Annotated in this window: 10 protein-coding genes and 1 other RNA gene; 7 read left to right on the top strand and 4 right to left on the bottom strand. The window is 48.1% G+C overall.

Features of this window, described 5'->3' with window-relative positions; translation table 11 throughout:
• The first annotated feature begins 64 nt into the window (after nucleotides 1–64).
• On the top strand, nucleotides 65–910 hold the full coding sequence (locus L1N97_RS04150) for a MurR/RpiR family transcriptional regulator (RefSeq protein ID WP_236128904.1): 846 nt from the start codon (nucleotides 65–67) through the stop codon (nucleotides 908–910).
• Here L1N97_RS04150 and L1N97_RS04155 read toward each other — a convergent pair.
• Entirely contained in the window at nucleotides 907–2,004 is a 1,098-nt protein-coding gene (locus L1N97_RS04155) for a dipeptide epimerase (RefSeq protein ID WP_229584778.1), read from the bottom strand. The genes L1N97_RS04150 and L1N97_RS04155 overlap by 4 nt on opposite strands.
• A gap of 11 nt (nucleotides 2,005–2,015) precedes the next feature.
• Entirely contained in the window at nucleotides 2,016–3,410 is a 1,395-nt protein-coding gene (locus L1N97_RS04160) for an SH3 domain-containing protein (RefSeq protein ID WP_236128905.1), read from the bottom strand.
• Between the two features lie 197 nt (nucleotides 3,411–3,607).
• Here L1N97_RS04160 and L1N97_RS04165 point away from each other — a divergent pair, with 197 nt between their 5' ends.
• A complete protein-coding gene (locus L1N97_RS04165; RefSeq protein WP_236128906.1) occupies nucleotides 3,608–6,451 on the top strand; it encodes a TonB-dependent receptor in 2,844 nt (947 codons plus the stop codon).
• A 64-nt stretch (nucleotides 6,452–6,515) separates the two neighbouring features.
• On the opposite strand, the gene rnpB is transcribed toward L1N97_RS04165, so the two are convergent.
• An RNA gene (gene rnpB, locus L1N97_RS04170) (RNase P RNA component class A) lies at nucleotides 6,516–6,896 on the bottom strand.
• 184 nt (nucleotides 6,897–7,080) lie between these two features.
• Here rnpB and L1N97_RS04175 point away from each other — a divergent pair.
• Nucleotides 7,081–8,154, top strand: a complete 1,074-nt coding sequence (locus tag L1N97_RS04175; protein WP_236128907.1) for an alpha/beta hydrolase — start codon at nucleotides 7,081–7,083, stop codon at nucleotides 8,152–8,154.
• 7 nt (nucleotides 8,155–8,161) lie between these two features.
• Here the strand turns inward: L1N97_RS04175 and rsmI are convergent, their stop codons facing one another.
• The gene (rsmI, locus tag L1N97_RS04180) at nucleotides 8,162–9,013 is read right to left on the bottom strand and encodes a 16S rRNA (cytidine(1402)-2'-O)-methyltransferase (RefSeq protein ID WP_236128908.1); all 852 of its coding nucleotides are present in this window, start codon (nucleotides 9,011–9,013) and stop codon (nucleotides 8,162–8,164) included.
• A gap of 60 nt (nucleotides 9,014–9,073) precedes the next feature.
• Between rsmI and L1N97_RS04185 the strand changes: the two genes are divergently transcribed.
• The 4 genes from L1N97_RS04185 to dolP are packed head-to-tail and all read left to right on the top strand — an operon-like array spanning nucleotide 9,074 to nucleotide 12,466.
• The gene (locus tag L1N97_RS04185) at nucleotides 9,074–10,951 is read left to right on the top strand and encodes a penicillin-binding protein activator (protein ID WP_236128909.1); all 1,878 of its coding nucleotides are present in this window, start codon (nucleotides 9,074–9,076) and stop codon (nucleotides 10,949–10,951) included.
• 6 nt (nucleotides 10,952–10,957) lie between these two features.
• Nucleotides 10,958–11,302, top strand: a complete 345-nt coding sequence (locus tag L1N97_RS04190) for a YraN family protein (protein WP_229584772.1) — start codon at nucleotides 10,958–10,960, stop codon at nucleotides 11,300–11,302.
• 11 nt (nucleotides 11,303–11,313) lie between these two features.
• The gene (locus L1N97_RS04195; RefSeq protein WP_226752173.1) at nucleotides 11,314–11,901 is read left to right on the top strand and encodes an SIS domain-containing protein; all 588 of its coding nucleotides are present in this window, start codon (nucleotides 11,314–11,316) and stop codon (nucleotides 11,899–11,901) included.
• A 1-nt stretch (nucleotide 11,902) separates the two neighbouring features.
• On the top strand, nucleotides 11,903–12,466 hold the full coding sequence (dolP, locus tag L1N97_RS04200) for a division/outer membrane stress-associated lipid-binding lipoprotein (protein WP_236128910.1): 564 nt from the start codon (nucleotides 11,903–11,905) through the stop codon (nucleotides 12,464–12,466).
• Nucleotides 12,467–12,476: the final 10 nt, after the last annotated feature.

The following is a 12,476-nucleotide window of genomic DNA, read 5'->3' on the forward strand; positions in this document are numbered from 1 at the left end:
AATATAAATTAACATTAGCTATCACCCCTGGCAGCGTCTTTGCCGGTGTTTAAGGGCAATAACCATGCTAAGTCTGTTGAAAATTCAAGGAATGTTGGACCAGTTGTCCGTTAGCGAGCGGAAACTCGCTGACTTTATTTTAGATAATTCGCATTTAATGCGTGATTATTCATCACAACAATTGGCAGACGCCGTTGGCATTAGCCAGTCGAGCGTGGTGAAATTTTGTCAAAAATTAGGCTACAAAGGCTATCCCGATTTAAAACTGGCCATCACCGAAGCCGTCGTGACCGCATCAACCCTACAACGTGAACAACAAGACGTAAATACAGCACTCGGTAGCGTAGCGCAGCTCGCCGAACAATTGCAGTTAGGGCTGACACAAAGCTTTCGTAATCTGCTGAGTATTAATAGCGAAAAAACCTTAAAACAAGCCGCTCGGTTATTAGATAAAGCCGATTGCATTTTATTAGCGGGTTGCGGCCACTCCGCCGTTGTCGCCGCCGATATGCAATGCCGCTTACTTGAACTGGGCAAACTGGGCTTGTATCACAGCGATCCGGCATTAAGTTTACAACTGGCACGCACCCTCACGCCTAATAGCGTGCTACTGTTGATTTCAGACAGTGGCCAAAATGCGGATATTTTGCGGTTGGAAGTGTTTGCCAGACAGCGCAAACTTAAGATTATCTCGTTAACGCGTTATCAAACCAGTGCGCAAAGCGCCGGGGCGGATTTGCAATTATTCACGCTGGGCAGTGAAACCGACGAGCAGCTGCAACAGTTGATTACACAACAAGCGCAGCAGCACCTCTGTCATTTATTGTATTTAATGCTGTGTCAGCAGCCCGCTAACCGACAACAGCTAGCGGACCATAACCAAGTCATGGGTTTACTGGAAAAGCATTAACTGCTCAGCATCTGTAGACCCTGAATATCCGTGATGCCCAAGCCTGGGGCATCACCAATAATAATATCCGCTTCATTAAAGGTAACACTGCTGGTGACCGGGTTAAAGGCACACAGTGACGGCCCATCTAAGTCAATCTTGGTAATCACATCGGCTTTCGCTACGGCCACATGCACCGCTGCTGCAACGCTAATGCTCGATTCCAGCATACAGCCAATCATACATTGCATATCATAAAACGAGCAGATATCAGCGATCTTGATGGCATTAGAAATACCGCCCGTTTTCATCAGCTTAATATTGATAATATCGGCTGCACGCATTTTGATCAGTTCAATCACTTCGCGTGGCCCAAAACCGCTTTCATCGGCCATTACCGGCGTATGTACGCGCTCGGTAATATACTTTAGGCCTTCCAGATCATAGTATTTCACCGGCTGTTCAATTAGCTCTAGCCGCACACCGGCATCTTCTAACTTATGCAGGGCATACACCGCTTCTTTCGCGGTCCAGCCTTGGTTAGCATCTAAGCGGATCAACGCCTTACCTGCCACAGCGTTATAAATCGCTTTTACCCGCTCGATATCGACCCCTATATCTTTGCCGACTTTCACTTTCAGCGTTTCAAAACCTCGGGCAACAGCATCTAAGGAATCGGCCACCATTTTATCGATGTAATCGACACTGATGGTAATGTCCGTCGTCAGTTTAGGTACGCCGCCACCCAGTAACTTGTATAACGGCGTTTTATATTGCTGGGCAAATAAGTCATACACGGCCATTTCCACTGCCGCCTTCGCACTGTAGTTTTTCATAATACAGTTTTGAATAATGCGGATCAGATGGTTTAAATCACTGATGTCTTGCCCAATCAATTTGGGCTTCATCACCGTGCGGATCGCCCCGATTATCGAATCATGAATATCACCCGTGATCACGGCCGTGGCCGGAGCTTCACCATAACCACGATGCCCCGTATCAGTCTCAATAATGACAATCACATCTTCAATTTCATTCACCGTGCGCAACGCGGTTTTAAAAGGTGTCTTTAATGGCACCTTCAGCATACCCAAACGGATATCGGTAATTTTCATAATAACCTCAGTTAACGCAACGATTTAATAGCATAAATACGATCCAGATAGCTCTGCTCAGCATTGAGATATAGCGGTGCCAAGGGCGTGACGGATACACTGTTTAAGGTGCCACGATAAAATTCGCCAGCGGCATTAACATAAGCCAGATCAAATACCGCATGGATCACAAAGGGTTCGCCCGCACTTTCACCTAAGTACAACATGACATGACCAGGACGATAAATAAAATCGCCTATTTGCGCCCGCTTAATCGCCTGTAGCTTAGTGTTATGACTGCTTTGTTCAGTAAAACGCACATTTTGACCAAATTCGCCATAGCCTTGCTGACCTGAGTTACGCGGCATCAGCAAGCCAAAACTGCGGAAAATATCCACCAAAAAACCGGTACAGTCGACGCCGTTATAGTCGTAACCCCAACCATAGCGCTGACCTAAGTATTTAAAAGCTTGCCGCACAATATGCTCGGTGCTGTAAGGCAAGTATCCAATATGCACATCTTGATTGCGCGCCAGCAACGCCGGCACTAACTGTAACTGCCCTACGGCGTTACGTGTGGGTAACTGCACAATATAGCTGGCATGCGGATTTTGACCATAGAGGTTATGCCCCACTGCAGCGGCGGATAATAGCGGCAAGCGGGTGCCCATATCCAGCTGTAATTCCGAGATCTGCGGTTGATTTGGTACATAATTACTAAAAGCACGCGCGCCGGTGACCACTAAAAAAGGCGCTTGCTCGGCATAAGCAAGCACCTGTTGTCGAGGCGCCAGCGCCAGCGCCTCTGTCGCCACCCAACCGCTATAGTGATAGTTTTGCACTAAAGACCAGTGACCGTCGGCGCTTTGATGTAACACCGCCACCGGCTCACCAACAAACAAGGCGGTTTCTTGTAAGCGATTTAAATCTAACGACATGCTGTCGTTAAAAACCCGCAGCGTGGTTGGCATGGCTAACAAAGCACTGCGTTTCGTTACCAAGGCAAATTGTGTGCGGGTGTTTTCCGCAACACCGACACGATTCACTTGTTGCTGGATGGGCGCCCAATCGCTTTCTTGCAGCGGTTTGCCATCGGCAAAAAAACGCGGTGACGGCGGTATTGCACTTACCTGTTCGATCACCTTGAGCAGCTCGGCCCGACTAAACTGCAGCGGAATCTCCGCTATCGGAGTCATTTCAGCTTGCTGAGCAAAGGTTTGGGCATTTCGCTGCACAATTTGACTGGGGGTAAGTAACAATTCAGCGGCATTCGGCTGCTTAGCTAACCAATATTCTGGCGACAAATGCTCGACTTTTAATAGGGGAATATCTGACGTGAAATGTTCTGTCGCAGCACTGCTTAAGCCACTCATCAGCAGCAACAAGCCGCCCGCGAAAGCATATCTTAAAGCTAAAAAACCACGCATTTGCTCGACTCTCGGTCATCAAGGAATGAAATATTCCAAATATTATTAATTTTTAGCATAAATTATTTTCAAAACCAACAAAAGATTGCTATGTTAAATTTGTGCAGAAATCAAACATCCCTGCACAGCGCCGCAAGGCTTAAGCAGCGCAACGTTATAAAAAACTATAAAGGGTGTAACATCCAGGAGAGATTGCAATGAAGTTGAACAGGCTTATTCAGTCTATTGCCCTTGCCGGCTTTAGCTCGACGGTCGTCATGGCGCAAGATACTGTAACCCCGGAAGCCGATGATGCAAAAGTTGAACGCATCAGAGTTACCGGCTCGAATATCAAAAGAACCAATATTGAAGGTTCATTACCTCTCACGGTATTCAGTAAGGCAGACATTGATGCTCAAGGCATCACCTCTGCTGAACAATTACTGATGCAACTGAACATTGCCGGTAACTCCTCAGATAACCTCGCCAGTAACGGCGGTATTGTTTCTGAAGAACAACGCGGTAATAACGGTGTTTCAGGAGCTAACTTACGGGGTCAAGGCGCAGATGCCACCCTAGTATTGTTAAACGGGCGCCGCGTTGCCACACACGGCTTAAAAGGCCGCGCAGTGGATTTAAACTCAATCCCCTTTGCTGCCTTAGAGCGCGTTGAAGTGCTTCGGGATGGCGCTTCTGCCATGTACGGTACTGATGCAATTGGCGGTGTCATTAACTTTATTACCAAGAAAGATTACACCGGTGGTGAAGCTTCTGCCTTCATGGATGTGACGGAAGCCGGTGGTGGTAACATTTACCGCACCAACCTATTATTAGGTGCAGGTGATATTAATAAAGATGGTTGGAACCTGTTTGGTACCCTGTCTTTTAAACGAAATGCCACGTTAGAAGGCTCAGATCGCGATTTTTCTAACACCTTCCAACCTAATCGCGGCTTATCACCGGATACACGCGGTACCCCTTTTGCTACCGTGTTTAACCGTGGTGCTACCCAGCCCAACTTAATTGGCACCGGTTTAGTCGATCCACGTGATGGCCAATCAGTCATTGCGGTAAACATTTTAGATTTACCGGGTGCGGCGGGCTGTGAAAGTGGCGGCGATATGATGGGCCCTTACGATCAAAAGTTATGGAGCTCGGAATCTTCACGTTATGCCTGTGCTTGGGACTATCCTGCGGCAGCACGTATTCAACAGCCACAAGAAAGTACAGACTTTATCAGCCGTGCCTCGTTTAAACTGAACGAGAATCACAGTGCTTATTTAGAATTGGTTGCTTCCAAAGTCGATGTCAGTAAGGCCTTTGAACCGAACCAAATTTCCCCCGGCACCACCTTTGGTCCTGCCACTTGGTATCCTAGCACCGGTGCGTCTTACAACACCATTTACAATGCTTTAGCCAATTACTTTGGCGCATCACAGCTAAATTATGGCCAACCCATAGCTTATCGCTGGCGTTGTATGGCCTGTGGTGGTCGTGAAATTGATACTGAAACTAATTCTTATCGTTTGATGGCGGCATTTGAAGGTATTATTCCTGGTATTGAGTGGGACTACACCGCAGGTTTATCACGCGCATCAAGTGAGTCAGAATCTGTCCTTGGCGGTGGATACCATTACACCGCTGAACTGCAACAAGTATTAGGCAGCGGTTTAATTAACCCCTTCTTATTACCTGGTCAAAGCCAGTCTGCCGCGGGTATCGCAGCATTAGAGGCCGCCTCCGCCACCGGTGTTAAATTGTATGGCGGCGAGTCATTAATGACGCAATTAGATGCCACCATCAGTGGCGGTTTTGGTTTTGACTTACCTGGCGGTGAATTACAAGCGGCGTTCGGTGTCGATTTACGCCGTGAAGAGTTTAAATTTAATGGTGATGAACGCGCCGAGATGCGGCCAATTTTTAACGCGCCATTCGATAATGCCAACGTGTTAGATAAAGTCAGCCGGGATATTCAGGCGGTCTTTGCTGAATTCTATCTACCGATTTTCGATAGTTTAGATGTCAGCTTATCGGGTCGTTATGACAAATATGACGGTTTTGGTAGTACAACTAACCCGAAAGTGAGCTTTACTTGGCGGCCAGTAGAGGGCTTCTTAGTGCGCGGTGCTTATAGCACGGGCTTTAAAGTCCCCACTTTTAACCAGCTGTTTAACGGCGTCACTGAATCGCAATACACTGGTCTTGATTTAGCCGATCCTGCCACCTGTGCTAGCGGTATCGCCAGTGAAACAGTGGCCGGTTGTGCTTCTATTCGCCCGGTAGAGATTTTCGGTGGTAAAGAAGATCTGCAACCTGAAGAATCAGAGCAGAAGAGCATCGGTTTTGTGGCCGCGCCTTATGACAATTTTAACTTCAGTGTCGACTGGTGGGAAATTGAACGTACCGACACGATCCGCTCCGCGCCTCGTGATGTGCTGATTGCAAACTACGCGCAATTCCAAGCTAACTGGATCCGTGATAGTAGCGGTCAAGTGATCGCCATCGACCGTCGTTATATCAACTCAGGCGGCACCCTAACCCGTGGTATCGAAATTGACGCTAATTTAAGCGGCGAGTTTGCCGACGGTAATTGGCGCTTAAATATGAACGGTAGCTATATCGACAGCTTCAAAACCAAAGGCTTAGATTCGCTGCCTTACAGCGATAACTTAGTGGGTGAATATGTTCGTTATTACAACCTGCCGATCAAGTGGAAACATACGCTGAACCTAAGCTATGTGAAAGGCGATTGGAGCCATACGTTAAGCCAGTTATTCCGCGATGGTTACAAGGATGAATTACCGGTTAGCGTGCGTAATGGCAGCTACATTCCAGATGATTGGAACCCAGAAGTCAGCAGCTATACCACCTATAACTATAGTTTGAGCTATAGCGGCTTCGACAATGTCAGCTTTACCTTTGGCATTAAAAACATCTTTGATCGCGATCCACCTTTTACTGCACACCAAAACGACTTTGCAGCCGGTGCAGCATGGGAACCGCGTATTGCCGATCCACGTGGCCGTTCCTTTACCTTACTGCTTGATTACAAGTTTATGTAAGGTGAGTTAACTCCGCCGCAATAAAAAACCGCACGTTGTTTTAGCAACGTGCGGTTTTCTTTATTAGGGGAGTCGGTCATTAAGCCGGGTTTTGTGCTCTGTTGCCAGAGTAGCAATCATTCCTCTAGGACTTAGGTCACCCTAAGCCTCAAGCAATCTACCCGCCCTCAACGCGGGCCGCGCCATAGAGGGCCTATTTGATCTTGCTCCGGGTGGAGTTTACCGTGCCACGAACTGTTGCCAGTCGCGCGGTGCGCTCTTACCGCACCCTTTCACCCTTACCTGATCTCAGGCTTTCCGAAGAAAGACTGAGCCATCGGCGGTTTGCTCTCTGTTGCACTAGTCGTAGGCTCGCGCCTCCCAGGCGTTACCTGGCACCCTGCCCTGTGGAGCCCGGACTTTCCTCCCCTTGCTTGCGCAAGCAGCGATTGCCTTGACCCACTCCGCTGACCATTATACGCAAAAGCCGCGCCGACAACAGCATATTTGCCTGTTGCAACACAAATGCTCGCATTAAGAGCCATCATTCGATGGCAAAGCCGCCATGGCCAACTATAGTTAACCCGATAACGTCCCCTCAACAGCGACTCCCAGCCTTATTCGCTACCTTAGTTCGATAAGGAGCCAACATGTTTATTATTACCAATCGGCGCGTGAATGCAGGCAAAACCACCGTAAAAACTGCCTTTGGCGACAAACCCGCAGAAGGCCCCAATGAATTACGTTTAGCTGAAGCCAGCCGCGTGAATGGAAAATGGCACATCAATGTCTTTCCGGATCGAGTGAATGCCGCTGGCCAAGCAGTTAGCGCCAAAAAAGCCCAAGATCAAGACAGCATGTTCGCCAGTGAGTACGTTGCCAAGCAATTGGTCAGTAAACTGAAAACCTACACCCCCTCGCGCCACCTCATGTTGTATGTGCATGGCTTTAATAACGATTTAGCCTCGGTGCTCGATCGCGCAGAGCAGCTTGAGCAAAACTATAATTTGGAAGTGGTGATTTTTAGCTGGCCCGCGAATGGTGGCGGTGTACAAGGTGTTTTAAGTTATAAAAGCGACAAACGCGATGCGCTGGCCTCAGTAGGCGCACTTAACCGGGTGCTCGAGCGTTTACAAAGTATTGTGCAGCAACTGCATGCTGATTATGTCGAACAATTAGAACAAACAACCGAGGCAAAATTTGGTGATGACGCTGAAAAGTGGGATCGCTATTTTACGGCCGCGGCCGCTGCGCGCTGCCCCTTTACCATTAATTTGATGCTACACAGTATGGGCAATTATCTGTACAAACATTTGTTAAGCTCCAGCGTTTATGCCGGTGATCAGTTAATTTTCGATAATATTGTGATGGTGGCCGCAGATGCGAACAACGCGGGGCACGCTGACTGGGTAGATAATATTCAGTGTCGCAATCGCTTGTATATCACGTTGAATGAACATGATAGTGCGCTACGGGCATCGCGCATGAAAATGGGTGAGAAACAAAGAGCCCGTTTAGGGCATTACCTACGCTGCTTAGAATCTAAAACCGCCACCTATATTAATTTTACTGGGCAGGCCCATGTCGGCACTTCGCATGCATACTTTGAAGGTAAGCCACTGGAGAATTCGCAAGTGCGCAGTTTTTTTCAGTTAGCCTTCAACGGCCAGACTGCCGAAGACAGCCTGACCTTTGACGCAGCACGCAACCTCTACTACTTTTGAGCCGCGTTTAATGAGGGCTTTTCAGCCCTAGGGCAAATTGATATAACACATTTTTCTTTTCGTTATGAATTTGTGCAGTTAACGCAGCGGCTTGCTTCAGCGGTAACTCCGCTAACAGGAGTTGCAGCGTACGCTGCGCTTCTGCGCTGATCTCTGAAGCCGGCTTTTCGGCTTCAGCGGCAATCATTAACACCATTTCACCTTGGCAGCGCTGCGGATCTTCGCGCAACCAATGCTGAATTTGCGCGGCGTTGCCATAGGCAAAATGCTCGAAGGTTTTGGTCAGCTCTTTCGCTAACACCAATTGCCGCTCAGCACCCAGTACTGCGGCAACATCATCTAAAGTATCTAAAATACGCCGGGCCGTATCGTAACAAATAATGGTGCCAGCATTGGCTGGAACATCGGCTAATTGCTTTTGCCGTTGGCTCGATTTGGCGGCTAAAAAGCCAATAAATTGAAATTTATCGGTCGGTAAACCGGCAGCACACAAGGCGGTAATCAAAGCACAAGGACCAGGAACCGGCACTACGGGTACACCGGCTTCACGGCATAAACGCACTAGGCTGTAACCGGGGTCACTGATCAACGGCGTGCCGGCATCAGAAATTAACGCAACATCTTCACCAGCAAGGCATTTTTCAATAATGCTGGCGGCGCGTTGTTTTTCATTGTGATCATGTAAAGCCAGCAATCGATTGCTGATACCAAGGTGTTGTAATAACTTGCCGCTGTGCCGAGTATCTTCAGCTGCGATACAGCTAACCTGCTGTAAGGTAGCTATCGCCCGCTGGCTAATATCAGCCAGATTGCCTATCGGCGTGGCCACAACATAAAGAGAACCGCTTTGTTTGGTCATATTTCGCTAATTATTTGAGCTTAACGGGTTGTGTCAGTAAGATAACACCACGAAAACTCTATGGTACTGTGCATTGTGAAAACCAGCAAATTTAAGCCGCTATTTATTTTAACCTTGGCCGCCTTAGTCAGCAGCTGTGCGCAAACCATTCCGCAGCAAAGTAGCACGACTGAGCGCGAGCTGATCACCGAGCTAGCCAAAGACGAAACCCGCGAACCGGCAACGCTTTCGGCTGAGCAATTGTTAGCTCAAGCCGCAACTTATCAAGGCGAAGCGCAACAAATTCGCTTATTAAAAGCCGCCGAAGCCGCCTTGTTAGAGCAAAACAGCGAGTTAGCCTTAGCCATTACCGATACCTTACGCCAAAGTGACAGTGCGCTGATCCGCCAGCGTAATCAGGTGCTGTTGTTACAAGCTTATCTGCAACATAACGAGCTGGCGTTAGCCGAACAACTGATTGAGCAAACTAACCGCACTCAACTCGCACCGAGCGATCAAGCCGCCTTTTTATGGTCCAGTGCCAAACTGTATCAACAGCAACAGCGCGCTTACGCTGCGGCCCGCAGTTTATTGCAATTAGATGAGATGCTCGGCAACAACCCTACGCTACTAAACAGCTATGCTGAATTACATGAACAGTTATGGCCGCAGCTCAGTGCCTTAAGTCATAGCGAACTGACCAACTTACAAGTGGGTGCGGGCCAGCGCGCGCGCGGTTGGCTCAATTTATTAGAAGTGGTACGCAATAAGCTGGGCAACCCCGAGCAATTAAACAATGCGCTAACCGAATGGCAACAACGTTATCCGCAGTTACCGAGCTTGTCGCAATTACCAAAGGCTTTACAACAGCAATTGGCCCTAACGCCTTATCAACCACAGCGTATCGCCGTATTATTGCCGCTTAGTGGTCAATTTCAGCAACATGCAAAAGCGATTCAATATGGCTTACTGGCCGCTACCAGCGCGGATAACAGCTTACCCCGTGAACTGCTGTTTATTGATAGTCAGCAATCGGTTACCGACATTCAACAGCAATTAGCAGCGAAGCAAATCGACTTTGTGATTGGCCCTCTGTTAAAAGATCAGGTAGAACAAGTCAGTAAACAAGCCGATTGGACTTACCCAACCTTATTTTTAAACAGCCGTGACAGTCAATTACCGGCGCAACCTGACCGTTTTTACTTTGCTTTAAATTTGGAAGATGAAGCGGCGCAGATGGTGCAATTGTTTGCGCAAAAAAATTATAAGCGGCCTGTGATCATCAGCTCACGTAATGCCATTAGTCAGCGTATGCAGCAACACTTTACCCGACAATGGCAAGCACTGGGCCATGAGGCACCCGAGAGCTACCAATTTGAAGCCAAAGCTGAATTAGAAGCTTTAATTACTCGGTTATTAGAAACAGATAGCAGCCGCGAGCGTATTCGGCTGATCTCCGGTTTAATTCCTGGCAGTGTGGAAAGCGAAGCGCATAGCCGCTTAGATATTGATGCTATTTATTTACTTGCCGATCCGGTGCAAACCAGAATGTTTAAACCCTTTGTCGATGTCTCGGTGATGCAAACCGCGCCAAAGCTGCCTATTTACGCCAGTTCTCGCAGCTACAGCGCCGGCGGTGATGCTAATGATTTACGCGATCTAAACGGCCTCACGTTTACCGAAACGCCTTGGTTGTTAAACGAACAGCACAGTCAAAAGGTTCGGCAGCAATACCTGGCATTGTTTAGTGAGCAGGATGAAACCCTGCAGCGATTATTCGCAATGGGCTATGACGCCTATCACATTATTGGCAGCCTAAAGCAACAGCAACAATTACCCAGTTTAAGCCATCCCGGTTTTACTGGCCGACTGACCGTCAACACCGATGGCAGTATTAGCCGGCAATTAAGCTGGGGCAGTTACCGCAGCAACCGTTTGGTTGCGGTGCAAGAGCCGTAAGCCCGCATGAACGAGCTTGGTCAGCAATATGAAGCCTTGGCGCTGCAATTTTTGCAGCAACAAGGCCTAAGCTTGGTGCAACAGAATTTTAGCTGTAAGCTCGGTGAAATTGATTTAATTATGCGCCAAGGCCCTTACTGGGTGTTCGTTGAGGTAAAATATCGGGCGAGCACAGCGTTTGGTGGGGCATTAGCCGCCATTACGCCCGCCAAACGACAAAAAGTGTTAAAAGCCGTACAGTATTATCAACAGCAGCATCGACTTAGCCAACAGCCTTGTCGCATAGATGTGGTAGCCATTGAAGGCCAAGCGCCCTATCAGTATAACTGGCTGCAAAATGCCTTTAGTTAACAGGACCCCGGATGCAAGAACATATCAGACACCTGTTTAGTGAAAATATCCAAACCATGATCGCCACCAGCGAAGCGTTAGCCGGCCCAATTGAAAGCGGCGCGCTAATGATAGTGCAAACGCTGATTAATGGCGGTAAGGTGATTTGTTGTGGCGAAGGGGCCAGCGCTAATTTAGCCAGCCATTTTGCCCAACTGTTATTGGATCAATTTGAAACCGAGCGCCCGTGTTTACCCGCATTTGCTTTACAAGCGGATCACTCTAGCCTGCAACCGGCTAACCAACAAAATCATGATTACTTAGCGAGGCAAGTGAAAGCGTTAGGCCAAGCTGCGGATATTTTAGTGGTGATTTCACTTAATGGTGCAGAACAAAGTCTGATCCGTGCAACCGAAGCGGCACTGACCAACGATATGAAAGTGATTGCCCTCACGGTAGATAACAGCAGTGATTTATCCGGGTTATTAAATCAACAAGATGTTGAATTAAAAGTGCCGGCACACCGTCCGGCACGGGTGATTGAATGTTACACCTTTTTACTACACTGCCTTTGTGAATTGATCGATATGACGCTGTTTCCACAGCAAGGAGAGTTTTAATATGATGAAATTAGCCAGTGTTTTAGCTGCTATTCTATTGCTACAAGGTTGTGCTGCAGCCGTGGTGGCCGGTGGCGCAACCGCGGTGACCGCCGCTAATGATCGCCGCACTTTAGGTTCGCAAATTGATGATAACGGTATAGTGCTAAAAGCGCGCCGAGCATTAGGTGATAACGACATCACCGCTAAAGGCAGTAATCTGAATGTGACGAGCTACAATGGTGTGATTTTGCTCACCGGCCAAGCCAAGAGCGAGCAAGTTCGCGAGCAAGCACAACGTTTAGTGCAAGATATAGCCAGCGTAAAAATGGTGCATAACCAAATTCGCCTTGGCAACAATACCTCACTGACCACCCGCACCCGCGATAGCTGGATTGGCACTAAAGTAAAAAGTAAGTTATTAGCCGATGATGATGTCAGTGGTTTAAACATCAAAGTGGTTACCGAAAACGCTGAAGTGTTTTTAATGGGGCTAGTAGGTGGGCCTGAAGCAGATAAAGCAGTTGATATTGCTCGTAATGTCGAAGGTGTGGTTCGGGTTATTAAAGCCTTTGAAAGCCCGTAATAAGCGGAAT

The organism is Rheinheimera sp. UJ63, assembly GCF_021568285.1.
Taxonomy (GTDB): domain Bacteria; phylum Pseudomonadota; class Gammaproteobacteria; order Enterobacterales; family Alteromonadaceae; genus Alishewanella; species Alishewanella maricola.

Excerpts from the sequence above, each read along its gene's own strand:
- L1N97_RS04160 (WP_236128905.1), bottom strand. The coding sequence starts at position 3,410 with ATGCGTGGTTTTTTAGCTTTAAGATATGCTTTCGCGGGCGGCTTGTTG.
- L1N97_RS04155 (WP_229584778.1), bottom strand. The coding sequence starts at position 2,004 with ATGAAAATTACCGATATCCGTTTGGGTATGCTGAAGGTGCCATTAAAG.
- L1N97_RS04165 (WP_236128906.1), top strand. The coding sequence starts at position 3,608 with ATGAAGTTGAACAGGCTTATTCAGTCTATTGCCCTTGCCGGCTTTAGC.
- L1N97_RS04190 (WP_229584772.1), top strand. The coding sequence starts at position 10,958 with ATGAACGAGCTTGGTCAGCAATATGAAGCCTTGGCGCTGCAATTTTTG.
- L1N97_RS04185 (WP_236128909.1), top strand. The coding sequence starts at position 9,074 with ATGGTACTGTGCATTGTGAAAACCAGCAAATTTAAGCCGCTATTTATT.
- dolP (WP_236128910.1), top strand. The coding sequence starts at position 11,903 with ATGATGAAATTAGCCAGTGTTTTAGCTGCTATTCTATTGCTACAAGGT.
- L1N97_RS04175 (WP_236128907.1), top strand. The coding sequence starts at position 7,081 with ATGTTTATTATTACCAATCGGCGCGTGAATGCAGGCAAAACCACCGTA.
- L1N97_RS04150 (WP_236128904.1), top strand. The coding sequence starts at position 65 with ATGCTAAGTCTGTTGAAAATTCAAGGAATGTTGGACCAGTTGTCCGTT.
- rsmI (WP_236128908.1), bottom strand. The coding sequence starts at position 9,013 with ATGACCAAACAAAGCGGTTCTCTTTATGTTGTGGCCACGCCGATAGGC.
- L1N97_RS04195 (WP_226752173.1), top strand. The coding sequence starts at position 11,314 with ATGCAAGAACATATCAGACACCTGTTTAGTGAAAATATCCAAACCATG.